The organism is Dyella marensis (assembly GCF_049532885.1).
Lineage (GTDB): Bacteria > Pseudomonadota > Gammaproteobacteria > Xanthomonadales > Rhodanobacteraceae > Dyella_D > Dyella_D marensis.
Genome location: NZ_CP064029.1, coordinates 2,469,398 through 2,494,439, shown reverse-complemented (window position 1 = coordinate 2,494,439; position 25,042 = coordinate 2,469,398). Strand labels below are relative to the sequence as shown.

The following is a 25,042-nucleotide window of genomic DNA, read 5'->3' as shown; positions in this document are numbered from 1 at the left end:
TATTATTTACAATCCTGGCGGACAAGGAAAAGTCCCGCTTCGCCCGCGTCGAGGCCTGAAAAGACCTTGAAAAATAGCCGTGTCGATGGTGTGCGCAGAACCGCCTCAGAGCGGAGTGTCGCCATCGGGCGACCGATCGCATCGCGGCCGGGGTAATTAAGTAACTTTATGAGTAATATTGCGCCGCGCAATGTCGCGCACTTCCGGGCAGGCAAGCATGGCGTTTCGCCTCGACGATCGTTGGGTATGGGATTTCTGGTTTGCGCAGGACGGCGGGCGCACGCACCTGTTCTTCCTGCAGGCGCCCAAGTCGCTTGGCGATGCGAACAAGCGCCACTGGCATGTGTCGATCGGGCACGCCGTCTCGGACGACCTGGTGAACTGGGCGGAGCAGGAAACCGCGCTGCGGCCGGCGGCATCCGCCGCGTGGGACGACTACACCACCTGGACCGGCACCGTGCTGCGGGCGCCGCAAGGGCACTGGCTGATGTTCTACACGGGGACCTCCCGCGCAGAACAAGGCCTGATCCAGCGCATCGGCCTGGCCACCTCGCCGGATCTGCGGCGCTGGGAGCGCTCGCCGCGCAACCCCGTCCTGCAATTGCCCGACAACCGGCTTTACGAAACGCTGGACCGGGACGCCTGGTACGAACAGGCCTGCCGCGACCCGTGGATCTTCCCCGACCCGGACGGCCGCGGCTGGCACATGGTCTTCACCGCGCGCGAGCCGGACGGCCCGAGCATCGGCCGCGGCGTCATCGGCCACGCCACCTCCGACGACCTGGAACAATGGACGCTGCAGCCGCCGCTGTTCCGTTCGCGCGTGTTCGCGCATATGGAAGTGCCGCAGATCTTCTGCTGGCAGGGGCGCTGGTATTGCCTGTTCTGCACGGCCGCGAACCTGATCGACAGCGATTACGCCCGCGGCGCGATGTCCCGGCCGATGACCGGCACGCACTACCTGATGGCGGAGCATCCGCTCGGCGAGTGGCGCCTGGTGCCGGGAGATTTCCTGGTGGGCGATCCGGCCGGCAGCCTGTATGCGGGACGGGTGCTGCCGGCGCCCGATGGCGGCCTGCGTTTCATGGCCTTTCGCAAGAACGGCGCAAACGGTGCGTTCATTGGGGAGCTGTGCGATCCCATGCCGGTGACGGTCCGAGCGGACGGAACCTTGCAGGTGGATACGGCGGCCGTTCCCGCCGCTGATAGATTTTGTAATGCCGATCCGCAAATAAGTTAATCGGCTCCTTTGCTATATATCGCCGCTTTCCGGACTGGCGGGAGAGGCGGCATGCGTCATCGGTTTCTGACATGGGCTTTGGGCGCTTCGCTATGCGCGTGCACGGCCGGTGCGCTGGCCGCGGGTTCGAACCATCGCGGCTGGGTGGACGCCTGGTCCGCCGTCCCCGACACCGCCGGCCCCGCGCTGAACGACCAGACCGTGCGCCAGATCGTGCGGATCAGCGCCGGCGGCTCGGAGTTGCGCATCCGGCTGTCCAATCTGCTCGGCAATGCACCCGTTACGCTGGGCCCGGCGCACGTCGCGCTGCATGCAAGCGGCGCGGATACCGTGCCCGGCAGCGATCGCCCGCTGCTGTTTCAAGGCCAGCCCACGGTGACGATCGCCAAGGGCGAAAGCGTCTTGAGCGATCCGGTCAAGCTGGATATGCGGGCCCTGCAGGAACTGGCGGTAAGCCTCTATGTGCCGGCCGCCGAGCAATATCGCGCCTCGACCGCGCACAATGCCGGCCAGGCCACCGCCTACATCACCGAAAGCGGCGACGCCGGTGCGGCAGCGGCATACCCAAGAGAAGAGGTGAGCGGCATGCGCTTCTTCCTCACCGACGTGGAGGTGTCCGGGCCTGCCGCCAAGTCCACGATCGTCACCTTCGGCGACTCGATCACCGACGGCGCCGGCTCCACCCAGGACGCCAACACGCGCTGGCCGGATGCCCTGGCCGAGCGCCTGCAGGCCGAGCCCAGGCTTGCATCCATCGCCGTGGCGAATGCCGGCATCGGCGGCAACCGCATCCTGCATGACGGCTACGGACCCAGCGCGCCGTCGCGCTTCGATCGCGATGCGCTGGACAAGCCGGGCGTGCGCTGGATCATCCTGCTGGAAGGCATCAACGATATCGGCGGCTCCGGCTATGCATGGGACGCCAAGGACAAGGTTTCGCCGCAGCAGCTGATCGACGGCATGCAAGCCCTGATCGACCGCGCGCACGCCCGGCACGTGAAGATCTATGGCGCCACCCTCACGCCGTATGGCGGCAACGGCTGGCCTTACCACAGCGTTGCCGGCGAGAAGACCCGCCAGGCGGTGAACGAGTGGATCCGCCACGCCGGCGCCTTCGACGGCGTGGTGGATTTCGACCAGGCCATTCGCGATCCGGCGGCTCCGGAAAAAATGCTGCCCGCCTATGACAGCGGCGATCACCTGCATCCCAGCAGCGCGGGCTACAAGGCGATGGCGCAGGCGGTGGACCTGCGCTGGTTCGGCACGCCCTAGAGGCCAGGGCGTTCGCCGCGGCTCAAGGCCGCACGGCAATCACCTCGATCTCGACCCGGTAGCCCGGATTGCCCAGCGCCGCGATCTGGAACGCCGAGCGCGCCGGCAGCTTCGGCTGCTGCGGCGTGCCGAAGAACTGGCGGTAGCCGGCCATGAAGCCGGCGAAATCCATGTGTCCGCCATGGGCTTCGTCGCCCACCAGGAACACCTGCATCTTCACCACGTCGCCCAGCCCCAGGCCCATGCCCTTGAGCTGCTTCTCGATCGCGGTGAGCACGCCCACGGTCTGGGTCTTGGTGTCGCCATAGGCGGCCGCCGCATCCTTGGGCGCTTTCGGATCGACCACCGGCGGCACGTTGCCGCTCACGTACACGGTGGCCTTGCCGGCGGGCACTTCGACCGCGGCCGAAATGGGGAAGTCGCTGTCGGGAATCTTGTAGCGCTTCACTTCCTGCGCGGACGCCGCCGTGGCGGCGAGCAGGAGGAGGGGCAGGGTGCAGCGGATGATCTGACGCATGGGGTGCTCCTTGGGGAATGGGGTCAGCGATGCAGCGCGGCGACATCGTCGGCGCTGATGCTGTCGGTGTACCGGTTGCCGAAATGGGTGCGGATGTAATTGATCACGCCGGCGATCTGCGCATCACTCAAGCCCGCGCCGCGCAGGAAACGCTCCTCGCCTTCCGGCGGCGGCTTGAACGAGGGCATGTCGCGCCGGCCATGCAGGATCACCGCGGCCATGTATTGCGGCGACACCAGCCGCGGATTGCCGGTAAGCGCCGGATAGCTGCCGGCACCCCGCGCGCCCTTGGCGTCGGGCATGTGGCAGCCCTGGCAGATGCCGCGGAACACGGCCTCGCCGTCGGCGGCGGCGAGACGTCCGTCCACATGTCCGGCGTTATCGGAAGACTGTCCGCGCGCCGCGCCCGCGGCGAGCAGCACGGCGGCGCCGGCCAGCGCCATCAATCGATGCCTGGTATGCCGCTTCATGCGCTGGCTCCCGTTGCGCGCGCATGGATGCGTCCGATGGCATCCAGCGCGGAAGTGACCGCCCCCTCCTGCCACGCCGGCAGGTACGAGGCATGTTCGCCGGCCAGCACGATGCGCCCGTCCAGCTGGCACAGGTTGTCGTAGTGGCGTTCGCGCGCCTCGTCGGACCACACGCCGAAGCAGCCCAGGGTGAACGGCGAGCGATGCCAGCCCACGGCGACGCCGTGCTCGAATTCATCGCGGTATTGCGGATGGATCCGGCTGCCGTAATCGACCGCCTTGCGCACCCGTTCTTCGGGCGGCATCGCGGTGAACTGATAGGCGTCCACGCCCCACATGTACGCCCCCAGCAGCACGCCCTTGCCGCCGCTGTGAAAGCCGGTGCTCGGATAGCTGATGTTGGCGATCGGCAGGTCGGTGTAGGTGATGCCGCCGTAAATCTGCTCGTCTTCTTCCCAGAAGCGCCGCTTGAACTGCAGGCCCACTTTCACCGAGGCCGCATAGGGCACCGCGGCGATCGCCTCGGCCATGGCGGCGCCGACCTTGAGCGGCAACTGGCCCAGGATCGACAGCGGGATGGTGCACACGCACCAGTCCGCGCTTGCCGTATGCGTGGCGCCGGGGGCTTCGGCGTCTTCGTAAGCCACGGTGACGCCGCGTTCGTCCTGCTCGATGGCGGTGACCTTGGCGCCGTAGCGGATCACGCTTTTCAGTTCGCGGCCGAACGCCTCGCCGATGCTGCCCATGCCGCCGACCGGCTGGAACAAGGTGGTCTGGAATTCGTAGATCTCGCCGGCCACCAGGTGCTGCCACAGGCGCGAGCCGAGCACGTCCTTCAGTTGCAGTGGCGTGGACGGCTGCGGCCTGGCGGACAGGCCGCCGCCGGCATCGCGGTCGTAGCCGCGCCGGTTGCTGCTGGCTTCGCCGCGAGCGTAGGCGAACTGCTTGTCCAGCGCGCCCCATGCGCGCAGCGATTCCAGCAGGCGTTCCTGGTCTTCCTTGCTCACGCGCTGGTCCAGCTGTCCCTGCTGCGTGCTCTTGGCCAGCAGTTCGGCCACGTGGCCGCGGTAGTCGGCGTTGATCTCGCGATAGCGCCGCGGCTTGCCGCCGAACGCATCCGCGCCGTGCAGATAGGCGTTGTGATTGACCTGGACGAACGGCTCCAATGCCACGCCGAGTTTTTTGCAATACGAGAGGATGCCGTGGTGGTGATAAGGCAGGCGCCATGGCCCGGGATTGATATACAGGCCGTCCTCGAACTGGCAGTGCTGGGTAAAGCCGCCCAGTTCGGTGAAGCGGTCGCCGCCGCGCAGCGACCAGTTGCGGCCACCGGGACGGCGGTTGTACTCCAGCACCTGCACGCGGTAGCCGGCCTGGCGCAGCTCGTAGGCCGCCACCATGCCGGCGATGCCGGCGCCGAGCACCAGCACGGATGCGCCGCGCGGGGCGCCTTCCAACCGCGGCGGGCCGCGGTAGGGCGATTCGGCCGCGAGGCCGAGGCTGCTCATCGCCTGGTACATCGCCGCACCGCCGGCGGCGGCGCCGATCATGCGCAGCAGGTCGCGCCGCCTCATCGAGCGCGGGCGCTCGCCGGCGGCGGAAAGATCATCTTGCATGGATCACCTCTGACGTGGATGGGGGCATGCCGCGCGCACGCGGTGCGTCTCGCCCCTCCGCGCCGGCCGGGCGCGGAGGGGGTGCCGTCAGAAGCGATAGGCGACCTTGCCGTACCAGTAGCGGCCGTTGAAGCCGAACGGCGACAGCGACGAGTACTGCAGGCCGTCGGCGCGGTCCTCGTACACGTTGGCCAGCGAGGCCTTGGTCGGATACTGGTTGGTGAGGTTGTCCACGCCGGCGGTGAAGGTCCACGCGTCCCACGCATAGCTGGCGGAAAGATCCAGCAGCCAGCGCGCGGCGAACTTCTGGTCCTGGCTGCCGTCGTCGGCATCGCCGCGGCGGATCACCGATCCATAGCGCGTGAGGTTGGCATGCAGCCCGAAGCCCTGCAGCTGCCAGTCGCCGCTGAACACGTACTTGGTGCGTGGCGTGGACGCGGTGAGCAGGCCTTCGCTGGCGCGGCCGAACGCGGGCGTGGAGACTTCCAGCACCTTGGTCTTGTTGTAGTTGCCGCTGGCGGTGAGGTTCAGCTTGCCCCAGCCGTCCAGGTCCATGCGGTAGTTGGTGATCAGGTCCGCGCCGCGCGTGCGCGTGGTGGCGCCGTTGACGAAGAACTGCGCGCCGGTGACCTGGCTGTTGGGGATGCTCACCGCGATCTGGTCCGAATACAGGATCGCGTCCGCCACGCGGATCTGATACAGGTCCAGGGTCGCGCTGAAATCGCTCCACGGCTGCCACACCGCGCCAAGGCCGTAGTTGGTGGACTTCTCCGGCTTCAGCGCCTTGGCGCCCAGCGCGATCGCCACCGGGTCCGACGTGCGGTAGGTGCCGATCTGCGCCAGCGTGCCGTTCTGGATCAGCGTCACCACCGACTCGTAGTTCTGCTGCGCCAGCGACGGCGCGCGGAAGCCGTTGGAGGCGGTGCCGCGCAAAGCGAACGTATCGGTGAACTGGTAGCGTGCCGACAGCTTGCCCGAGCGCGTGGAACCGGCGTCGCTGTAATGCTCGTAGCGGCCGGCCAGGCCCATGGAAAGCTTGCTGGTCACGTCCGTCTCCAGATCCACGTACGCCGCCTGGCTATGCCGGCCGAACGTGCCGGCGACCTGCGGCGTCAGGCCCGGAAACACCTGCGAGCCGCCCGCGTATGGCGTGGTGGTGCCGGGAATCAGCGTGTTGGGGTCGAAGAAATAGGAATCCGGATCGCCCGCGTCGATGACATAGGTTTCCTTGCGGTATTCCGCGCCGAACGCCAGCGTGACCGGATTGGGCAGGAAGCCGACATGGATGTCCTTGCTCAGATCCAGATTCGCCACGCTCTGCTTGTTGCGGAAAGTGCCTGCGTTGAAATACGTCGGCGAATAGCCGTTGGTGTAGTACAGGTTGGTATTGACGCTGTTGGCGATGTCGAAGGCCAGGTTGTTCTCGCCGTGATCGGCGGAGAAGTCCCAGTGCCAGCCGCCCGCCGTGGTGCCGCGCAGGCCCAGTACCGCGGCGATGTCGTTGCTGTGGTTGACGATCTGCGGCAGGAAGCCGTTCGGGTAGATCGCCGGCACGTTGCGTGCCGAGTTGTAGGCGCGGTAATAGCCGTTGGAGGTGACGTCGCGCTTGCTGCCGTTGATGTAGCCGTAGAGCTCGACGCCCGAGGTGATGTCGTAGCCGAAGTTCAGCAGCAGCTGATAGGTCTTTACCGCGGGGTCGCCGTAGCGCTCGTACGGAATGCCGCTGGGATTGGCGGCGCCCGCCAGCGTGGTGGTCTTGTCGCGGTTCTCCGCGCGGTTGGTGTTCATGGCGTTCTGGTAATTCCACGCCACGCGCATCCAGCCCGGCGCCTTGCTGTCGGTACCGCCCAGCGGAATGCCCATGCTGCCCTGCACGCCGTTCTGCGCGCCGTCGCCCTTGTCCATCACGCCGCCGCTGGCGGTGACGCTGTTGCCGCCCGCCGCGCCGCCGCGCTTGAGCACCACGTTGATCACGCCGGCGATGGCGTCGGAGCCGTACTGCGCCGCGGCGCCGTCGCGCAGCACTTCGATGTGATCGATGGCGGCGATGGGAATCGAGTTGAGGTCCACCGGCGCCGAGCCGCGCCCGATCGCCGAGTTGTAATTGACCAGGCTGGTGGTGTGGTACCGCTTGCCGTCCACCAGCACGAGCACCTGGTCCGGCGACATGCCGCGCAGGCTGGCCGGCCGGATCGCGTCGTTGCCGTCGTTGATGGCGGGGCGGGGAAAGTCCAGCGAAGGGAGCAGGGTGCTCAGGGCGCTGGCCAGATCGGTACTGCCGGTGGCGTTGAGATCCGCGGGGGTCAGTACGTCGATCGGTGCGAGGGATTCGGAAGCGGTGCGGTCGGTGCTGCGCGTTCCGGTGACTACGACTTGCTGGAGCTGTTTGGCTTTTTCGGGCGATGCCGCGTCGGCGGCGGGCGTTTCGTCGGCCCAGGCCACCGAGGCGGCGAGGGCATTCATACAGCAAAGAGGTAGCAGCGCGGCCGCCGGCAGGCGCCGCTTAAGTCGTTTGGTCATCAGTGGTTTCCCCGGTCAGGCAGTCAGTAGACAGGCTCCTTGCCTGGATCTTGCGTCGCAGCAATCCTCCCCAGGGCTGCGACGATTCGAGGCTAAGCGCGATTGCTGCGGCGCGTCAATATCTGGTCATTCGCGCGTCATTGCGCTGTAATCGTCGGCCCGGTGTGTTTTTGCAACGCGACAAAATCTTGCGGCCACCGGATCGACAGAGGCCACGGGCGAGAGTTCGCCCATGGCCTCGTTGCCGTCAAGAGATCGGCCTCAGCCCGCAGCCGTGATCTCGGCGACGAACTCGCGATAAGAACGCAGCGGGCGCCCCAGCATCCGGGTCAGCCGCTCGGCGTCGCCCGCCTCCGGCAGCATGCCGTCGCTGACGAAGCGTTCGGCCATCAGGCGCATTTCGTAGGCCATCCACTTCGGCAGGAAGCCGGCGGCGTTCTGCTCGAAGCCGGCCGGATCGTCGCCGCCGTACACCACGGGGCGTCCCAGCGCTTCCGACCAGATCGCCGCTGCATCCGCGCCGGTCAGCGCGTCGGGGCCGACCAGGTTGATCGTTTCGGTCGGCAGCGTGGCAGGCGCCTGGTCGCGGCGGATCAGTTCGATCGCGGCGAGCTCGGCGATGTCGCGCGTATCGATCATGGCCAGGCCCTTGCCGCCGATCGGCATCGGATAGACGCCGTGCTGAAGCACCACGTCCTTGATCGTGTGGTCGTTGTCGATGAAGTAGGTCGGACGCAGGACGGTGGCGCTGAAACCCATCTGCTGCAGCATCCGTTCGGCGCCGTACTTCACCGCGAAATGCGGCACGTTGACGAAGCGGTCGGCATGGATCACCGACAGGTACACGACGCGCTCGACGCCCGCCTCGCGGGCCAGGTTGAGGGTAAGGATCGCCTGGGTGAATTCATCGCCGGTGACGGCGTTGAGCAGGAACAGCGTGCGCACGCCGGCGAAGGCGGCGCGCATGGCGTCGAGGTCGAGCAGGTCGCCCTGAACCACCTCCACGCCGGCGGGGAAGCTGGTTTTGGAAGGATCGCGGGTCAACACGCGCACGGCTGCGCCGCGCTGGACGAGCTGGTCGACGACCTGGCGGCCGACGCGGCCGGTGGCACCAGTAACGAGGATAGTCATGGCAGTACTCCGAGTGGGTTGGGAACGTGCCGGCCATGTTATTGATCCAAATTCTGGCGAATAGCCGCTAAAATTAGACGCACTGTCCCACTGACGAGACACTCATGGACCTTCTCGCACTGGCCGATTTCAACCTGGTGGCCCGCCACGGCGGCTTCGGCAAAGCCGCCCGCGAAGCCGGCCGGCCGAAGGCGACCCTGTCGCGGCGCGTGGCCGAGCTGGAGGCCAGCCTGGAGCTGCGCCTGTTCGAGCGCGGGGCGCGATCGCTCAAGCTCACGGAAGAGGGCCGCGCCCTGTTCGAGCGGACCGCGCTGCTGCTGACCGAGCTCGACGAGACGGCGACCGCCATCGCCTCCGGCGGCCATGCCGCGCGCGGCCGCCTGCGCATCAGCGCGCCGCTGCTTTTTTCGCAGACCGCGATGGGCCGGCTCGCCGCGGGCTTCGCGCTGCGCTACCCGCAGGTGCGGCTGGAAGTCACCGCGGAAGACCGCGCCGTGGACATGATCGAAGAGGCTTATGACCTGGTGATCCGGGTCAACCCGGAACCCGACGCCACCCTGGTCGGGCGCATCTTCCTGCGCGACCGCATGGTCGTCGTGGCCAGCCCGGCGTTGCCGCGGCCCGAGGGCGCCGCGCCGGTCCCGGCGGTGACCCGCGGCCCCGTCAAGCAGGCCGAGACCTGGACCATGAAGACAGCGTCCGGGACGTCGGCCATGCTCGCCCATCCCGTGCTCGGCCTGTCATCGCTGGTGATGGTCCGCGACGCGGTGCGCATGGGCGCGGGCGCGGCGCGCCTGCCGTTGTCGCTGGTGAGTCCGGACCTGGCCGACGGAACCTTGGCGCACTGGGGCGACGTGGAAGGACCGGAAACCGCGCTCTGGGCGCTCTATCCGACCCGCCGCCTGCTGAGTGCCCGCGTGTCGGCGTTTCTGGACTATCTCAGGGAAGCTTTTCCACGAGGAACGCCGGACGAACTGGCCGCCTATGTCCACGGCTGAGCTTGCCGCCGGGCAAGCGATTCGCGCACCCGGCGCATGGCCGAACCAAAATTAAATCGCCTCGAAAAACCCCGCTTGCCAAACGCCTTCCGCTGATTATCTTTACGCCCCGCCGATCGCTGCGGGATCGGCCTGACCACACCGCAAAGGTGTGGCGAGTGTTCACTCCCATGTTGCTTAAAGAGGATATGGCTATGCGCACTGTGCTCGATTTTTCTTCTCTTCATCGTTCCAGCATCGGCTTCGACCGGATGTTCGAACTGCTGGAAACGGCGGCCAGCACCACGCCGGCGGATAACTGGCCGCCATTCGATTCGATCAAGGTCGCGGACGATCAGTACCGCATCACCATGGCGGTCGCCGGCTTCGGCCGCGACGACCTGCAGATCACGCTGCAGAACAACGTGCTCACCGTCAGCGGCGAGCGCAAGGCCGACCACGTCGGCGAAATCCTGCATCGCGGCATCGCCAACCGGCCGTTCACCCGCCGCTTCGAGCTGGCCGAGCATATGCAGATCGATGGGGCCAGCCTCAAGGACGGCCTGCTGGTGATCGACTTGAAGCGCGAGCTGCCCGAGGCGCTCAAGCCGCGCCGGATTCCCATCGGAAATCCGGATCAGCCCGCCATCGAACCGCGCCGGCTGCAGAACCAGGCGGCGTGATTCGCCCGCAAGAGGCGATGGCGGTTTGAATCCTGAAGTGGTTACTGGCGGCGGCAGACTTGCCGCCGCTTTTTTTTCATACGTGGGAATGGGCCTGGTAAAAGCGGCATTTTGGCCCCTCAATCCCTTGACTTATCCGTACTGGCGAAAGACGCGCGGGCGACGCGCAAGTCGAGTCCGCTTTTTAAGATTTTCACCAGATGGACTTAATGTTTTTGCGCGAATGTGCCTTTCATCACCATTGCCGGCGCCGCGAAAAAAAGCCAGGAAAATCAGCTGTGATTGCAGTCACGCGATGGCCAAGTCGCCGTCAACTATCGGCGCGCCTTGTGTTACTTAGCATGCACTGAGTGCGCATCAGGAACGCGCACTCGCAACAGGGGCGTCAGTCGTGCTTGCGGCGGCGCGAGTTATCCGCCGGACATCAACACATGCTTTTTGCGTCCGGTCTGCGCGGCCGGCGACGGCGGCGCTTGATCTGCGACAGGGGTACGACAGTGAACAAGCAAGACGAAGCGAGCATCGCGCTCTGGCTGCATTACCGGCGCGAGCCGGAGCTTTTCGCGCAGCTGCCCGAAGCGTGGCGGCACTCCATCGCCGAGCACTACGCGCATGCGCGGCAACGGCAGCAGCTCCGGCAGCGCCGCTCGGTACTGCCGCTCTCCGTGCTGGCGGGGCTGGCCGCGCTGAGCGCCGCGAAGGCGCGCGCGGCCACCAACTACACCACCGTGCTCACCGGCACCAACGCGGACACCGCGTACTCGAGCAGCACCGACGCCAACGGCAACCTGGTCTATCGCCTGGCCGGCGGCGACAGCATCCGTACGAACGCGAGCGGCGCGGAAAGCGTCAACAGCATCTACTTGCAAAGCGGCACGCCCAAGGTGGTCCTGCAAGTGGGCGCCGACGGCAAGGGTGCGTTGACAGTGTCCGCCACCCGTTCGACCACGACCGGTGCGCACGGCCTGGCTCACGCCATCGACATGGGAACAGGCGAATACCTGACGGTGAATGGCAACACGACGCTCACTGCGCAGGCCGCTGAGCCCGGTCGGCAGGTCAACGGACAGTGGGTGGATGGATCCGAAGCGCGCGGCCTGCACCTTGATCATGCAACGGCCATCTTCAACGGGAACCTGGACGTCACCACGCAGAACGTGGACATAAGCCAGGGCCTGTGGATCAACCGCGGCTTCCTGACGGTCAATGGGAACACGAACATCGTCACCCATGGAAAAAGCACCAATACCACGGCCATCTACAACTCCGGCGGAGGCACCGGCAACGTGGTGTTCAATGGCAACCTGGGCATCGTCAGCGTCGGCGACTGGCCCAATGACACCGTCCAAGGCATCTACAACGACAACTCCAATACCCGTCTCACGGTCAACGGCGATCTAAATATCGCTGCCACGTCATACGGCTCGACGGTCATAGGCCTGCGCAACCAGGGCACCGTCTATGTAGCGGGCAATGCCACGGTCACCGCTGACGGCCCGCGTTCGGCCCTCGGCGTCGCGAATATGCACCCGTCGGCGCGCGTCCATATCGGCGGCGACCTGAAAGTGACCGTCAACAGTCAAACAGGCTACACCCCCTACGGCGCGCCGACGGCATTGGGCAACGCGTATGGCCACACCTACGGCTTCATGACCCTGGACGGTGCCGTTGACGGCCGCGTCAGCGGATTAAGCACCAGTTTTGCGGTCAACAACGACAGCGTGATGACCTTCACCAATGCCACAAAGACGGCGTTTTTGCGCACGAGTGTGAATTGCACGGCGTGCGACGCCTACGGCGTGGCAAACAACGGTGGCACGCTGACGCTGGCCGGTGGCTTGGACGTGGCTGTAAGCAACACCGGCAGCGGCGCACGCTATGCGATCTGGAACGTGCCGGACGGCCTGTGGCAGGCCCAGAGCACACTGAACGTCAATCAGGCGGGCGGGCAGTCCGTCAAGGTGGACGGCGACGTGCTGACGCAGAACCTGGTCGATGCCGCCGGCGCCCATTTCACCGCCACCACCCAGGTGAACTTCAACGACGATGCGTCCTTCCTCAAGGGCATGGTGCTGGGCGGCAGCGGCACCTCAGGCACCAATGGGACGTCCACCCGCAGCGCGGGCGTGCCCATCCTCAGCTTCGCCAACGGCGCGCGCTGGCTGCCCACCGGCACCGGCACGCTCGCCAGCGATTTCGGCGCCGGCAGCCTCTCGCTCGGCAACGGTGGCGCGATCGACCTGGCGGCGAGCTGGGGGGCGTTCGCGCCGGGCAGCGTGCCCGCGCACAGCCTGCGCAGCCTTAGCGTCGACAGCTCCACCGGCGGCGCCACGGTGAATCTCGCGGACGGCGCCACCTTCACGCTGCTGAGCGACATCCGCAACGCGCAGGCGGACAAGGTGAGCTTCGGCGCCGGCATCACGACATTCAACGCCACGGGCACCCAGAAGCTGCGCATCGCCTACGACCCGGTGCTGGACGACGCCTCCTGGGTGAGCGCCGCGGCATTGCAGAACGGCACCACCATCGCGGCGGCGCAGCCCATCGTCGTCGTCGACGCCAGCGCCGCGGCCGGCGGCAAGGCGGCGTTCCAATCGGTCGCCGGCGTGGCGGGGCAGTGGAGCGCCACTTACGAGAACGCGCTGGCGCGTTTTACCTACGTGCCGCGCGTACAGCTCAGCGCGGACGGCAAGCAGCTGCTGCTCACCGGTATCGATATCGCGGGCACGGGTGGCTCCACTCCCGGCGGCTCGACTCCGGGTGGATCGACACCGGGTGGATCGACACCGGGCGGATCGACACCGGGCGGATCGACACCAGGCGGATCGACACCAGGCGGATCGACCGGCGGCGGCACCGGTAATTCTGGAACTGGAAGCGGAACCGGCAGCGGCACGCCGCCCGCCTCCGGCAATCCCGCCGGCACACCCGTGCCGCCCACCGGGGCGGGCGCGCCTCCGGCGATCACAGCTTCGACCGGAGTCCTGGTCGCTGCCGACGCCGCACTGGCCATGGCCAATCTGTGGCAGCCCGACGAGCGCGCCATCGCACGCCGCAGCGAGGCCTTGCGCACCGATGGGGCGGCAACGGACGCGACCTTCTGGGCCGATGCCGACGGCGGCGAGCTGAGAGGCGACGACAACCAAGGAAGCACCTATCGGCAGAACGCCAGCAGCGCCTCGGCAGGCGTCGAATGGGGCGTGCCGTTCGACGGCGGGCACGGCGCGGTGGGCCTGCTCTACACGCATGCGCAATCGCGCGCCACCTTCCAGAGCGGCAACGCCGACCTGCGCGGCAACGCCGTGGGCGCCTATGGCACCTGGAACACGCGTGACGGCTGGTTTGCCGATGCGGCGGCGCGCGTCGGCCGGCTGCGCGACAGCTACGTATCGAGAGACAGCTTCGGCACCGCCTCCGGCCGCTACGACACGCACGCCGCGAGCGTCAGCGTCCGCGCGGGCCGCCGTTTTCAGTTGGGCGGCGGCGCCTATATCGAGCCGCAGGTCCAGGCCGCATACGGCACGCTCGGCCCCAGCAGCTATACCGCCAGCGATCGCGTGCGCTTCGAGGTGGGACACAACCGCACCTTCCAGTCGCGCGCCGGCGTGCTGGCCGGACAGGCCTTCACCTGGACGGGCGGCGTCGGCGGCGAGGCCTATGTGCGCCTGGGCGTGGTCCACACCGTCGGCAGCCGGCCCGACTTCACCGCATCGCTGGACGGCGGCTCGCTGCCGGTGGCGCTGCCGACACGGCACGACACGGCCGGCGAAGCCACCGCGGGCGTGCGGCTGGCGTTCGGCCAGGCATGGAGTGCCTTTGCCGAAGCGGGGCGCTCGTCGCGTACCGACGTGGTCGCCGGCGGATGGCGTGCCGCCGCGGGATTGCGCTGGCGGTTCTGATGTCAGCGCCGCCCCCTTCGCGCCTTTGCTAAATCTCGCAACAGGCGTAACGAATTTACCCAGCCGGCCGGGGCGGGGCGGCTGGACCACCGCCCCGGCATGTTAGAAACCCGCATTCGGCCGCACGCCAGGCGATGCGGATGCCGGTGCTGACGCTGAGGGAACTTCGTGCGGAACTGCCAACTTGCCGTGCTCGGCCTGTCCTTGTCTTTCGCCGCGGCGTTCACCGCCGCGCACGCGGCGCCCGTCGCCACGCTCGACCGGCACGGCGCCTGGGTCAGCGTCGAAGCGTATGGCCCCAACGCGGTCCACATCACGATCGCCGCCGACAAGGCGCAGGCGCTGCAGCCCCCGGGCTACGGGATTCTTGCCGGCCATGCCGACGCATCGGCGTTCCGGCACATGCAGGATCGAAGCGGCGATACGTTTGCCTCTTCCGCGCTCAGCCTGCACGTGGATGCGGCGCCGCCGCCGCACACCCCCGGCACCATGGAGCGCTACTTCGCGCCCGAGTTGGCGCCGGTGCGCCTGCAGGTAAGGAACGCCAGCGGCGCCACCGTCGTCGACATGACCGGTTGGGAAATGTCCCCGCACGAAGTGGCAGGCGAGGCGACCTACCAGGTGGGCGCGACCTTCGCGGCGCCGGCCGGCGAACACTATTACGGCATGGGCCAGAACCAGGACAGCCTCGGCCCGCTCGACCTGCGCGGCCGCGTCATCGACTGCCGGCACTGGTACGACGCGCCCGCGGGCGAAACCGTCTGCGTGCCGTTCATGGTGTCGTCGAAGGGCTACGGCATCATCTGGGACAATCCTTCGGATACGCGCTTCGTGGCGGGCATCCGCGGCCGCACCAGTTTCCAGTCGAAGGTGGGCGAGCGCGTCAGCTTCTTCGTGGTGACGGGCGACACGCCCGAGGCCATCTACTCCGCCTACGCCCGGGTCACGGGCAAGACGCCGATTCCGCCGAAGGCGGCCTTCGGCCTGATCCAGTCCAAGGCGCGCTACGACAGCCAGGCCGAGATCCTGCGCGTGGCGCGGACGTATCGCGAAAAGAACTATCCGCTCGACGTGATGGTGCTCGACTGGTTCTACTGGACGCGCATGGGCCAGCTGGACATCAATCCGGCGGAGTTCCCCGACCCGGACGCCATGAACCGGCAGCTGCACGACGCGGGGCTGAAATCGATCATCTCGATCTGGCCGCGCTTCGAGCGCTCCAGCCGCTACTTCGGCGAGCTCGATGCCAAGGGCTACCTGCTGAAGGACCGGAACGGCAGGACGGTCGACGGCCTGGCGTTCCGCTCGGATCGCGCCGGCGCGCTGCTCGATGCCACCCATCCGGCGGCGCGGCAGTGGTTCTGGGAGCATGCGCGCGACAACATCCTCGCGCATGGCTTCGACTATCCATGGCTCGACGAGACCGAGCCGGACCTGGTGCCGGACGGTTACTTCTATTCGATCGGCTCGGGCGATCGCTATCACAACCTGTTCCCGCTGGTGCACGTCGAAGGCGTGGCGCAGGGCATGCGCGCGTGGAAGCCGGACGAGCGCGTGCTGATTCTTTCGCGCGCCGCCTATCTCGGCTCGCAGCGTACCGGCGCGCTGTTCTGGTCGTCGGATATCGATCCCAGCTGGGAAGCCTTGCAGCGCCAGATTCCCACCGGCCTCAACATGACCGCGTCCGGCATCGCCTACTGGGGCAACGATATCGGCGGCTGGCAGTCGCTGCCGCAGACCACCCGCGCCAGCAAGGCGCCGCTGCTCGATCCTTCCGACGCGCGCGACACGGTGGGCCGGAACGACGACTACCCCGAGCTGCTTACGCGCTGGTTCGAGTACGGCACCTTCCTGCCGACGCTGCGCCTGCACGGCGACCGCAAGCACACGGAAATCTGGGCCTTCGGCCGCCAGGCCGAAGCGATCATGGCGAAGTACGACCAGCTCCGTTATCGGCTGATCCCCTACATCTACAGCCAGGCCAGGAATACCTACGACACCGGCGCGCCGTTCATGCGTCCGTTGTGGATGGATTTCCCGCACGATGCGCAAGTCGCCGACCTGGGCACGGAATACATGTTCGGCCCCGCCTTCCTGGTGGCGCCGGTCACCGAGCAGGGCCAGACGGAGAAGGATGTATACCTGCCCGCCGGCAGCGACTGGTACAACTTCTGGACCGGCGAAAAGCTGGCCGGCGGGCGCTGGGTCAAGGTGGCCGCTCCCATCGATCAGATCCCGGTTTTCGTCCGCGCCGGCTCCATCGTGCCGCTGGGTTCGGACATCGCGTCGACCGCGACGAAGCAATCGATTGCCGAGATCCGCATCTATCCGGGCAAGGACGCCGGCTTCGCGCTTTACGACGACGACGGCGGTACGTACGGCTACGAGCGGGGCGCAAGCACCATGACGCAGCTGCATTGGAACCAGGCGTCAGGCACTTTGAGCGCGACCGGCGGCGATGCCGCCTTCAACCGGAAAGTGGCGGGACTGGCCAAGGTCGTCGGGCGGTAAAAGCGCGGCGGCGCGGCATCCGTTTTCCGCCGGGCGCCGTAAGCAAGGGCAGGGCGCGACGGGCCGCGGCGAGCCGGCGCCTTTCCCGCCTGCGCCGCGCTACGCCATGGACCGCGCCATGCCACTCGACGCCGCTCCGACCGGACTGACCCAAGCAGAAGTGGAACTGCTGCTCCAAATCGAGCGCGGCCAAATCGAGCACGGCCAGATCGAGCAGGACTCGCCGCTGATCCTGGCGAGCGCGCCAGCAGCGAGCCTGCTCATGCGCGGCTACCTGATGCCCGTGCCGCCGGGCCATACGAGTTATTTTTCATACCGCATGGTGCTGGCGGGGCGCCCGCTGGCCATCCAGCTGAGCTACCGCGCGCACAAGCTCCTGCAGTCCATTCGCGATGGAGAAACCAGCCGCTGGCCATGCCGGGTTCCGCCGCGCCGCTGAGCGGGCGCCGCTAGAGTTTGAACAAGGGCTGCAGCGTGCGGGCCAGCCAGCCGGAAAAACGCAGCGGAGCATCGGTCGCCGCCACGCAGATGCACGGCACGCCGGGCGAGGTGACGGGCTGGTGCTCGGTGTCGCCATCGAGGTCGGCGGCATCGCCCGGCGCGAAATGCCCAAGCAGGTCGTCGTAGGCGCCGCGCAGCACCACCGTCAGCTCGTTCGCGCCATGGCTGTGCAGCGGCACGCTGCGGCCAGGGGCGATGCGCAACAGCATCAGGTCGCCGCCCTCCATGCGCGGGCCGCGGATGTGGTGCACGCCGGGACCGATGGTGCGCCAGCGCAGCCCGCTGAAGGTTTCGCCGAAATAAGGCCGCAGGGGCAAGGGCAGGCGGTCGTGATCGGACGCAGCGGCAGCCGCGGGCGGGACCGGCGGCTGCGCCGGCGGCAACTGCGCCAGCCGCGCGCGCATGGCCTCGCGCGCACCCGCGGAAAGCGGCGCCGGCTCCTGCTGCTGCATCAGCGCTCCGCCGATGCGGTCGGCCTGGCGCAGGCGCTCGCGGCAGACCTGGCAAAGGCTCAGGTGGGTGGCGGCCACCGCCATGAAAGCCGCCGGCAGGGCGCCGGCCGAATAGCCCAGCAGCGTGGCGGCATCGAGGTGATGATTCGGCCTCACGGCACGCCTCCCAGGCCGGCCTGCAGCTTGGCGAACGCGCGCCGCAGCGAGGACTTTACCGAACCCAGCGGCATGCCAAGCTCGTGCGCGATCTCGCTGTGACTCTTGGCTTCGAAATACGACATGCGGATAAGCCTGGCCTGCACCGGCGGCAGGCTGTCGATGGCACGCTTCAGGCCGGCGTGATCGGCGAATGCCTCGGCGCTGGAGCCGGCATCGGCGGGCGCCTGCTCGTCCAGCCAGTCGAGGCCTTCCTGCATCGGCAGCCAGTGCGGTTCGCCGCGCAGGCTGTCGATGTACAGATTGCGCGCCACGCGGAACAGCCAGGTCGCCAGGCCGGCCCGCGCTGGATCGAACGATTCGGCGCGCCGCCACAGGCGCAGCAGCGCCTCCTGCACCAGTTCCTCGGCGCGCGCCGCGCTCACGCCCATGCCCAGCAGGTAGCGCTGCAGGCGCGGCGCGAAGTGGTCGTAGATACGCATGAAGCAATCCATATCCCGGCGCAGGGCCACTGCCGCCATCTGTTCGGCCCAGTACTGCGCATCGGCATTGGCTTGGCTGGCTGGCGTGGACAAGGATCGTTGCGCCCTGAGAGGCGTCACCTTCGTGGTTGCCGGATCGCTGCTCATCTTAACCATGGGGCTGGCTGCCTGGAGGCGGCCGCGCGGGCCGCCGTCGCTGGTGGCCCGCGCGCAGGCCGCTTTCTCCTTCTACGCCGCCGCGCCGCTTCTGGATGCAGTCCCTGGCCGGCGCGCTCACTGCGCCGGCCAGCGCTGCGGTACGCGGCGCAGCCTGGAAACGTCGTAACCCATGGCAGCCACGCGCCGCACCAGCGCGGCGTAGCGCGCGTCGTCCAGCGCGGGTGTGCGGGCCATGATCCAGACGTAGTCGCGCTTGCTGCGCGCGACGATCACCTCGCGGTAGCCGGGGTCGAGCCAGGCGATCACGTATTGCGCCTTGACCGGCCAGACGAACTGCATGCCCCATTCGGCCCGGCCGGTTCCGGCCCGCACCGTGCCGACCGGATGCATCGCCTTCGCGGCGCCGCCGAAGCCGCCGGCGCGGTAGCGGAAGGTGGTCTGGATGCGGCCGTCCGGCAGGCGGGCGTACGACTCCACCGCGTTGTATGCATCGCGCTCCAGCCAGGTGGGGATCGAGGCGATCACGTACCAGTCGCCCATGAAGCGGTCCAGGTCGACGTCGGCGGCACGCGGCAGCGGTGGCTGCGCCACGCAGCCGGGCAGGGCGACCGCGGCCACGCAGGCGGCGAACAGGGCGGCGATGGGGATGCGCATCGGATGCTCCGGCGGCGTCAGGCGTCGCGCACGAAGCGGTAATGGGCCACCAGCCAGGCCTGGCCTCCCGCGTAGCCGAACAATTCCGCGCAGGCCATCCAGAACATCCGCCAGCGCTGGAACCACAGCGGCGCGGCCGCCTTGCCGTAAGCGCCCTGCAGGATGCGCAGCACCGGTTCGTGATGCCGGTCCTGGTTGGCCAGCCAGTGCTCGGCGGTGCGCTGGTAATGCGTGCCGTCGAGCAGCCAGCGCCGTTCCAGATGCAGCCCGCGCTGATAGTGCAGCAGCGTGTCCACCGCGGGCATCAGTCCGCCGGTGAAGAAGTGGCGCCCCATCCAGTTGTCCTCGCCCTCGGTATCGAACGGATAGGCCGTGTCCCGGTGCGCGAAGATGTGCACGAACAATTTTCCGCCCGGACGCAGCCAGGAGGCGATGCGGCGCATCAGCAGGCCGTGATTGCGCACGTGCTCGAACATTTCCACCGACACGCAGCGGTCGTAGCTGGCCGCTTCCAGCGCAAGGCGGCTCACGTCGCAGGTCAGCACGCGCACATTGCGCAGGCCGCGCGCCGCGCAGCAGGCTTCGATATGGGCGCGCTGCGAGCTGGAATTGGATACGGCGGTGATGCGTGCGCGCGGATAGCGCGCGGCCATCCACAAGGTGAGCGAGCCCCAGCCGCAGCCCAGTTCCAGGATGTCCTGGCCGTCGCGCAGCTCGGCGCACTGGCCGTAGCGCTCCAGCATGCAGGTCTCGGCCTGCGCCAGCGTCTCGCTGCCTTCGGGGTAGTAGCAGCTGGAATATTTCAGCTGGGGCCCCAGGCAGTACTGAAAGAAAGCCGCGGGCAGCTCGTAATGCTGGGCATTGGCGGCGTCGGCGTGGATGGCGATCGGCCCTTCGCGCCAGGTGTCCAGCAGCAGCGTCTGCCGTGCGTGCGCCACTTCCACGCTGCCGGCATGCAGTTCGCGCAGGCGCTGCGCGCACAGGCGGCGGATGCCGGCGCGGATCAGCGCGTCCGGCAGCAGGCCGCGCTCGGCCAGTCCCAGCAGGCCGGGGGCGGGGCGGTCGGCGGCCAGTTCGCGGGTATCGAGCACGGAGGCGCTCATGATTCGCTCCTGCGGTCAGGTGAACGGGGAAACCAGGGAATGAGCATGGGCGTGCGGCGCTGGTAGTCGCGATAGTCCTCGCCGCGCGAGCGCAGCGCCTGCGCCTCGGTGAACGGCACGCCGCTGAACCAGCGCAGGAAGACATACATCACGACCGGCCCCAGCCACGCCGCCCAGGCCCAGGGCGAGCCGGCGGCGAGTGCCGGATAGGCGAACCAGTGCAGCCATTCGAAGAAGTAATTCGGATGCCGCGAATATCGCCACAACCCATCGCGGCAGGTCTTGCCGCGGTGGCGCGGATCGGCGCGGAAGCGGGCCAGCTGGCGGTCGGCCACGCTTTCGCCGAGCACGCCGGCCACCCATAGGGCGACGCCGCCGGCGAACCATGGCGAGAGTCCGTCCGCGGGCGCCGCGGCGACCGCCACGAACGGCAGCGCGAACAGCAGCACCAGCAGCGCCTGCGCCTGGAAGAACAGAAAGAACTTGCCCTGGTGCCCCTGCCAGTGCGCGCGCAGATGGCGGTAGCGGCCGTCCTCCGGCTCCTTGCGCACCCGGCGCCACAGATGCCACGCCAGCCGGCAGCCCCAGCTGCCGCCGAGCACGGCCGCGGCCAGGCGCGCGGTCGGCGAGCCGCTGCCGGTCGCTCCGGCCAGCAGCGCCGCGAACGCAAGGCCGCCGGCCCACAGCACGTCGACGATGCCGGCGTTGCGATGGCGCCGCTGCCAGCGCCAGCCCGCGGTCATCAGCAGCAGCATCGCCGCCGCCAGCACGCCCAGCTGCAGCCACGGCGACCACGCCGGCGCGCTCATGGCGCCCCCGCCGCGGCGCGCAGCGACCATTGCCTGGCGCGGCCGGCCAGCAAGGGCAGGGCGATGGCCCAGCCCGCGGCGAGCCAGAGCCAGGCGCGCCAGGACGGCTCCACTACCGTCAACGCCCGCCCCGACGCGGCGTAATAGGCGGCGGGCGCGCCCAGGCCGCCCAGCACGGCCGCGAGCCAGGCGTGCCGCTTGGCGATGGCCAGCGAGCCGTTGAGGGTCATCGCGAAAGCAGCCCACAAGGCTTCGATCCACAGCGGCGCTCCGGGCGGAAACGCCGGCGAGGCCGCGGCATAACGCACCCAGCCGCAGTACGCCATGACACCGTCCACGGCCAGCCCGCAGGCCATGGCCAGCGCGGCAAGCCGCCATTCGACCAGCGGCTGCGCGGAACCCAGCGCCTGCCACGCCACGAACGCGCACGCGCCGGCCACGCCGGGCCAGGCCCGCCCATGCGCCGCGCCACCCACCGCGAGCAGCCACACCAGCTGGTAGCCGAGCAGATTGCCCCAGAAGCTCATGCCAGCCCGTCCTCCGCGCGCGCGCCCCAGCGCGGCGCCAGCGGCCGCGCGCCGGGCTTGGCCAGCAGCAGGTGGGAGACGCCGATCGAACGCTCCAGGAAACCGCCTTCGCAATAGGCCAGGTAAAACTCCCACAGGCGCAGGAAGCGCTCGTCGAGGCCCAGCGCGCGCGCGTCGGCCAGGCGCGCCATGAAGCGCTCGCGCCATGCGTGCAGGGTCATGGCATACGACAGGCCGAAGTCCTCCTGGTGCACCAGCGCCAGGTCGGCCGCGCGGCTCTTGGCCTGCAGCATGGCGGCCAGCGAGGGAATGAAGCTGCCGGGGAAAATATGCCGCTTGATGAAATCCACCGAGGCCAGCGCCTGTTCGTAGCGGTGGTCTTCGATGGTGATGGCCTGGATCAGCGCCATGCCGTGCGGTTCGAGCAGCGCGCCGAGCCTGGCGAAATAGGTATCCAGATACTCCGCGCCGATCGCCTCGATCATCTCGATCGAAACCAGCTTGTCGTAGCGCCCGGCCAGGTCGCGGTAGTCGTCCAGCCGCAGCGTCACGCGATCCTGCAGGCCGGCCTCGGCGATGCGGGCGGCCGCCAGCGCATGCTGCTCGCGCGAGATCGTGGTGGTGGTGACGTGGCAGCCGTAGTGGCGCGCCGCGTGCAGCGCGAAACCGCCCCAGCCGGTGCCGATCTCGATCACGCGGTCGCCCGGGCGCAGGTCCAGCTTGCGGCAGATCACCTCCAGCTTGCAGGTGGACGCCTGCTCGAGCGTGTCGTCCGGCTGCGTCCACAGCGCCGACGAGTACATCAGGTCCGCCGACAGGAACAGGCCGAAGAAATCGTTGCCCAGGTCGTAATGCGCGGCGATGTTGCGCCGGCTGCCGGCCCGGCTGTTGGCGCGCAGGGCATGCCATGCGCGCAGCAGCAGGCCGCCCAGGCGGGCGGTACCGGTCTCCATGCCGTCGAGCAGGTCGCGGTTGCGCACCAGCAGCCGCACCAGCGCGACCAGATCGTCGCAATGCCATTGCCCGTCACCGTACGCTTCGCCGGCGCCGACGCTGCCTTGGAAGGCCAGGGCGCGGTAGAAACCCAGGTCGCGCACTTCCACCTGCACGCTGAGCGCGGGACGCTCCGCCACCGGGTCGCCGCACTCGGTGCTGCCCAGCGCGTCGTGCACCACCAGCCGCCCATGCCTCAGCCCGCGCAGCGCATCGAGCAGGCGGCGGCGCAGGAAGCGGTCCGTGGCGGTGGCGCCGTCGGCCGTGGCTACCGGCGCGGTCCTGGCAAGTTCGTTCATGGCGAGTCTCCGTGGACAGGCGTAGCGATGCGCTCGCGCAGGCGCGGGTGGTCGTGCACGGGCATGCGCTTCAGCCACAGGCGCAGCGCCTGCCAATGGATCGCCCCGATCACCTGGGCCGTCATCAGCGGGTAGCGCCACAGCACGCGCGCCAGCGCGCCGCCGTCCAGCGCGCGGCGGCGCAGATCCAGCGTGGCGTCGAACTCGCATGCGGGTCCGCGCCGCACCTTCATGTGCACGCGCAGGTCGTCGGCCGGCGCGGTGAAGCGCCAGTCGTACTCGCGCTCCATCGCCATGAAGGGCGACACGTGAAAACGCTTGTCGAAGGACCAGCCCAGGCTGCGGCCGCGCCGTTCGGCGAGGCGCGCGTCCAGCACGTAGGCATGGCGTTCGCCCCAGGGCGTGTTGGTGATCTCCGCGACGATGCCATCCAGCGTGGCGCCGTCCTCGGCATAGCAGTAGTAGAAGGCGACCGGATTGAACACGTAGCCGGCATAGCGCGGATGAGCCAGCATGCGCACCGGCCCGCGGACCTCGCGCCCGCTGGCGCGGCTGAGCCGCCCGCGCACGGCCTGGGCGAGCGAGGGAACGTCCGGATCGAGGTAATCCTCGCGCCGCCACTCGGCCAGGTTGCGGCGCCCAACGGACCACAGCCAGCGGCCGCGGAAAGCGGCGTCGATCTCGTCCAGGTCCAGGTAAAGCTGGGCCATGCGGTAGCGGAACATATGGCGCCGCGGCAACAGGCGCCGATGCGTCACCGCACCCTCGTAGACCGCACTGGCAAGCGTGCCGGCCATGTCAGGCGGGCACCGCGGCGGCGGGCGCCGGAACAGTCCGGCCGCCAAGCGCGCGCGCCACGTCCACCGCGCTGCGCATGCCGTCCTCATGGAAGCCCCAGCCCCAGTACGCGCCGGCGAACCAGGTGCGCCGCTGGCCCTGGATTTCCGGCTTGCGCCGCTGCGCCGCGACCGATGCCGCGGTGTACACCGGATGGTGGTAGCTCATCCGGCGCAGGATCTTCGACGGGTCGATGGCGCCGGTGCGATTGAGCGTCACCACGAACGGCTCGCGCGAGCGGATGCCCTGCAGCAGGTTCATGCAATAGCTCACCGTGCATGCCTCGCCGGCCGCGGCCGGCACGTGGGCATTCCATGCGGCCCAGGCCTTCCTGCGGCGGGGCAGCAGCCGCGCATCGGTATGCAGCACGGTGTCATTGGCCTGGTAGGCGATGGCGCCCAGCACCTCGCGCTCGCGTTCGCTGGAATCTTCCAGCAGCCGCAAGGCCTGGTCGCTGTGGCAGGCCATCACCAGCTGGTCGTAGAGCTCCACGCCATGGCGATGGCGCAGCTGCACGCCTTGCTCGAGGCGCTGCACGGCAAGGACCGGGCAGGCGAGGCGCTCGCGCACCGTCCAGCGCCGGCGCAAGGCGTGGACATAGCTGGCGGACCCTCCTTCCACGACGCTCCATGCCGGCCGTCCGCTGGCCTGGAGCATCTGGTGGTTGGCCATGAACTGCACCAGGTAGCGCGCCGGAAAACGCAGGATGTCCTGCGCGGGGGAAGACCACAGCGCGGACGCCATCGGCACCAGGTGATCGTCGCGGAAGGCCGCGCCGTAGCCTTGCCGTGCCAGATAGTCGCCCAGCGCCAAGGCGGCGTCGCCGCCGTCCAGCAGGGCCGGCGCCTCGCGATAGAACCGCAGCAGGTCGCGCAGCATGCCCAGGAAGCGCGGCGACAACAGGTTGCTGCGCTGGCAGAACAATCCGTCGAGGCTGCCCGCGTTGTACTCCAGGCCCGTGCCGGCGTGCTGCACGGAAAAACTCATGGTGGTGGGACGCACGGCCACTCCCAGTTCGTCGAACAAGCCGTGCAGCAGCGGGTAATGCGCGCGATTGAAGACGATGAAGCCGCTGTCCACCCGGTAGCGCTCGCCGTCCTGCTCGACCTCGTGCGTATGCGTGTGGCCGCCGAAGCGGTCGCCGGCCTCGAACAGCGTGACGTCGTGCGCGCGCGACAGCAGCCACGCGCTGGCCAGCCCGCTGATGCCCGAACCGATCACCGCGATGCGCACG

21 protein-coding genes are annotated in these 25,042 nt (G+C 68.4%); 7 read left to right on the top strand and 14 right to left on the bottom strand.

Features of this window, described 5'->3' with window-relative positions; translation table 11 throughout:
• Nucleotides 1-217 precede the first annotated feature (217 nt).
• Both ISN75_RS11005 and ISN75_RS11000 read left to right on the top strand, forming a co-directional pair.
• Nucleotides 218-1,240 carry a hypothetical protein gene (locus tag ISN75_RS11005; RefSeq protein ID WP_343821507.1) on the top strand — a complete coding sequence of 341 codons (1,023 nt, stop codon included), beginning with the start codon at nucleotides 218-220 and terminating at the stop codon, nucleotides 1,238-1,240.
• 51 nt (nucleotides 1,241-1,291) lie between these two features.
• The gene (locus ISN75_RS11000; RefSeq protein ID WP_343821509.1) at nucleotides 1,292-2,512 is read left to right on the top strand and encodes an SGNH/GDSL hydrolase family protein; all 1,221 of its coding nucleotides are present in this window, start codon (nucleotides 1,292-1,294) and stop codon (nucleotides 2,510-2,512) included.
• A gap of 22 nt (nucleotides 2,513-2,534) precedes the next feature.
• Here the strand turns inward: ISN75_RS11000 and ISN75_RS10995 are convergent, their stop codons facing one another.
• The 5 genes from ISN75_RS10995 to ISN75_RS10975 form a co-directional block, all read right to left on the bottom strand.
• Nucleotides 2,535-3,029, bottom strand: a complete 495-nt coding sequence (locus tag ISN75_RS10995) for a RidA family protein (RefSeq protein WP_167257324.1) — start codon at nucleotides 3,027-3,029, stop codon at nucleotides 2,535-2,537.
• 23 nt (nucleotides 3,030-3,052) lie between these two features.
• Nucleotides 3,053-3,499, bottom strand: a complete 447-nt coding sequence (locus ISN75_RS10990) for a cytochrome c (protein WP_343821511.1) — start codon at nucleotides 3,497-3,499, stop codon at nucleotides 3,053-3,055.
• Nucleotides 3,496-5,073, bottom strand: a complete 1,578-nt coding sequence (locus ISN75_RS10985; RefSeq protein ID WP_343821612.1) for a flavin monoamine oxidase family protein — start codon at nucleotides 5,071-5,073, stop codon at nucleotides 3,496-3,498. The genes ISN75_RS10990 and ISN75_RS10985 overlap by 4 nt, the downstream gene beginning before the upstream one ends.
• A gap of 129 nt (nucleotides 5,074-5,202) precedes the next feature.
• Nucleotides 5,203-7,578: a TonB-dependent receptor plug domain-containing protein gene (locus ISN75_RS10980; RefSeq protein ID WP_423385170.1), complete on the bottom strand. Its 2,376-nt coding sequence runs from the start codon at nucleotides 7,576-7,578 to the stop codon at nucleotides 5,203-5,205.
• A 318-nt stretch (nucleotides 7,579-7,896) separates the two neighbouring features.
• A complete protein-coding gene (locus tag ISN75_RS10975) occupies nucleotides 7,897-8,766 on the bottom strand; it encodes an NmrA/HSCARG family protein (RefSeq protein WP_343821515.1) in 870 nt (289 codons plus the stop codon).
• A 104-nt stretch (nucleotides 8,767-8,870) separates the two neighbouring features.
• Between ISN75_RS10975 and ISN75_RS10970 the strand changes: the two genes are divergently transcribed.
• From ISN75_RS10970 to ISN75_RS10950, 5 genes are all read left to right on the top strand, one after another.
• The gene (locus ISN75_RS10970) at nucleotides 8,871-9,764 is read left to right on the top strand and encodes a LysR family transcriptional regulator (RefSeq protein WP_343821517.1); all 894 of its coding nucleotides are present in this window, start codon (nucleotides 8,871-8,873) and stop codon (nucleotides 9,762-9,764) included.
• 194 nt (nucleotides 9,765-9,958) lie between these two features.
• Nucleotides 9,959-10,426, top strand: a complete 468-nt coding sequence (locus tag ISN75_RS10965; protein WP_168647386.1) for an Hsp20 family protein — start codon at nucleotides 9,959-9,961, stop codon at nucleotides 10,424-10,426.
• Between the two features lie 497 nt (nucleotides 10,427-10,923).
• Nucleotides 10,924-14,325, top strand: coding sequence for an autotransporter outer membrane beta-barrel domain-containing protein (locus tag ISN75_RS10960; RefSeq protein WP_343821520.1), 3,402 nt, complete (start codon nucleotides 10,924-10,926; stop codon nucleotides 14,323-14,325).
• 168 nt (nucleotides 14,326-14,493) lie between these two features.
• Nucleotides 14,494-16,836 carry a glycoside hydrolase family 31 protein gene (locus tag ISN75_RS10955; RefSeq protein ID WP_343821522.1) on the top strand — a complete coding sequence of 781 codons (2,343 nt, stop codon included), beginning with the start codon at nucleotides 14,494-14,496 and terminating at the stop codon, nucleotides 16,834-16,836.
• 118 nt (nucleotides 16,837-16,954) lie between these two features.
• Nucleotides 16,955-17,275: a hypothetical protein gene (locus tag ISN75_RS10950; RefSeq protein WP_343821523.1), complete on the top strand. Its 321-nt coding sequence runs from the start codon at nucleotides 16,955-16,957 to the stop codon at nucleotides 17,273-17,275.
• A gap of 10 nt (nucleotides 17,276-17,285) precedes the next feature.
• On the opposite strand, the gene ISN75_RS10945 is transcribed toward ISN75_RS10950, so the two are convergent.
• From ISN75_RS10945 to ISN75_RS10905, 9 genes are all read right to left on the bottom strand, one after another.
• The gene (locus ISN75_RS10945; protein ID WP_168647390.1) at nucleotides 17,286-17,945 is read right to left on the bottom strand and encodes a ChrR family anti-sigma-E factor; all 660 of its coding nucleotides are present in this window, start codon (nucleotides 17,943-17,945) and stop codon (nucleotides 17,286-17,288) included.
• Nucleotides 17,942-18,574 carry a sigma-70 family RNA polymerase sigma factor gene (locus ISN75_RS10940; RefSeq protein ID WP_167257362.1) on the bottom strand — a complete coding sequence of 211 codons (633 nt, stop codon included), beginning with the start codon at nucleotides 18,572-18,574 and terminating at the stop codon, nucleotides 17,942-17,944. The genes ISN75_RS10945 and ISN75_RS10940 overlap by 4 nt, the downstream gene beginning before the upstream one ends.
• Nucleotides 18,575-18,700: 126 nt before the next feature.
• A complete protein-coding gene (locus tag ISN75_RS10935; RefSeq protein WP_168647391.1) occupies nucleotides 18,701-19,240 on the bottom strand; it encodes a lipocalin family protein in 540 nt (179 codons plus the stop codon).
• Between the two features lie 17 nt (nucleotides 19,241-19,257).
• Entirely contained in the window at nucleotides 19,258-20,343 is a 1,086-nt protein-coding gene (locus ISN75_RS10930; protein WP_168647392.1) for an SAM-dependent methyltransferase, read from the bottom strand.
• Nucleotides 20,340-21,152, bottom strand: a complete 813-nt coding sequence (locus ISN75_RS10925) for a DUF1295 domain-containing protein (protein WP_343821527.1) — start codon at nucleotides 21,150-21,152, stop codon at nucleotides 20,340-20,342. The genes ISN75_RS10930 and ISN75_RS10925 overlap by 4 nt, the downstream gene beginning before the upstream one ends.
• Complete coding sequence (locus ISN75_RS10920) at nucleotides 21,149-21,679, bottom strand: DUF2878 domain-containing protein (RefSeq protein ID WP_343821529.1); 531 nt, start codon at nucleotides 21,677-21,679, stop codon at nucleotides 21,149-21,151. The genes ISN75_RS10925 and ISN75_RS10920 overlap by 4 nt, the downstream gene beginning before the upstream one ends.
• Nucleotides 21,676-22,971, bottom strand: a complete 1,296-nt coding sequence (locus tag ISN75_RS10915) for a cyclopropane-fatty-acyl-phospholipid synthase family protein (protein ID WP_343821530.1) — start codon at nucleotides 22,969-22,971, stop codon at nucleotides 21,676-21,678. Before ISN75_RS10915 ends, ISN75_RS10920 begins: the two co-directional genes overlap by 4 nt.
• Nucleotides 22,968-23,768: a DUF1365 domain-containing protein gene (locus ISN75_RS10910; protein ID WP_343821531.1), complete on the bottom strand. Its 801-nt coding sequence runs from the start codon at nucleotides 23,766-23,768 to the stop codon at nucleotides 22,968-22,970. The genes ISN75_RS10915 and ISN75_RS10910 overlap by 4 nt, the downstream gene beginning before the upstream one ends.
• 1 nt (nucleotide 23,769) lies before the next feature.
• A complete protein-coding gene (locus ISN75_RS10905) occupies nucleotides 23,770-25,041 on the bottom strand; it encodes an NAD(P)/FAD-dependent oxidoreductase (protein ID WP_343821533.1) in 1,272 nt (423 codons plus the stop codon).
• Nucleotide 25,042 lies beyond the last annotated feature (1 nt).

Coding starts and splice junctions, on each gene's coding strand:
- ISN75_RS11005 (WP_343821507.1), top strand. CDS start 218: ATGGCGTTTCGCCTCGACGATCGTTGGGTATGGGATTTCTGGTTTGCG.
- ISN75_RS11000 (WP_343821509.1), top strand. CDS start 1,292: ATGCGTCATCGGTTTCTGACATGGGCTTTGGGCGCTTCGCTATGCGCG.
- ISN75_RS10995 (WP_167257324.1), bottom strand. CDS start 3,029: ATGCGTCAGATCATCCGCTGCACCCTGCCCCTCCTCCTGCTCGCCGCC.
- ISN75_RS10990 (WP_343821511.1), bottom strand. CDS start 3,499: ATGAAGCGGCATACCAGGCATCGATTGATGGCGCTGGCCGGCGCCGCC.
- ISN75_RS10985 (WP_343821612.1), bottom strand. CDS start 5,073: ATGAGGCGGCGCGACCTGCTGCGCATGATCGGCGCCGCCGCCGGCGGT.
- ISN75_RS10980 (WP_423385170.1), bottom strand. CDS start 7,578: ATGAATGCCCTCGCCGCCTCGGTGGCCTGGGCCGACGAAACGCCCGCC.
- ISN75_RS10975 (WP_343821515.1), bottom strand. CDS start 8,766: ATGACTATCCTCGTTACTGGTGCCACCGGCCGCGTCGGCCGCCAGGTC.
- ISN75_RS10970 (WP_343821517.1), top strand. CDS start 8,871: ATGGACCTTCTCGCACTGGCCGATTTCAACCTGGTGGCCCGCCACGGC.
- ISN75_RS10965 (WP_168647386.1), top strand. CDS start 9,959: ATGCGCACTGTGCTCGATTTTTCTTCTCTTCATCGTTCCAGCATCGGC.
- ISN75_RS10950 (WP_343821523.1), top strand. CDS start 16,955: ATGCCACTCGACGCCGCTCCGACCGGACTGACCCAAGCAGAAGTGGAA.
- ISN75_RS10940 (WP_167257362.1), bottom strand. CDS start 18,574: ATGAGCAGCGATCCGGCAACCACGAAGGTGACGCCTCTCAGGGCGCAA.
- ISN75_RS10935 (WP_168647391.1), bottom strand. CDS start 19,240: ATGCGCATCCCCATCGCCGCCCTGTTCGCCGCCTGCGTGGCCGCGGTC.
- ISN75_RS10930 (WP_168647392.1), bottom strand. CDS start 20,343: ATGAGCGCCTCCGTGCTCGATACCCGCGAACTGGCCGCCGACCGCCCC.
- ISN75_RS10925 (WP_343821527.1), bottom strand. CDS start 21,152: ATGAGCGCGCCGGCGTGGTCGCCGTGGCTGCAGCTGGGCGTGCTGGCG.
- ISN75_RS10920 (WP_343821529.1), bottom strand. CDS start 21,679: ATGAGCTTCTGGGGCAATCTGCTCGGCTACCAGCTGGTGTGGCTGCTC.
- ISN75_RS10915 (WP_343821530.1), bottom strand. CDS start 22,971: ATGAACGAACTTGCCAGGACCGCGCCGGTAGCCACGGCCGACGGCGCC.
- ISN75_RS10910 (WP_343821531.1), bottom strand. CDS start 23,768: ATGGCCGGCACGCTTGCCAGTGCGGTCTACGAGGGTGCGGTGACGCAT.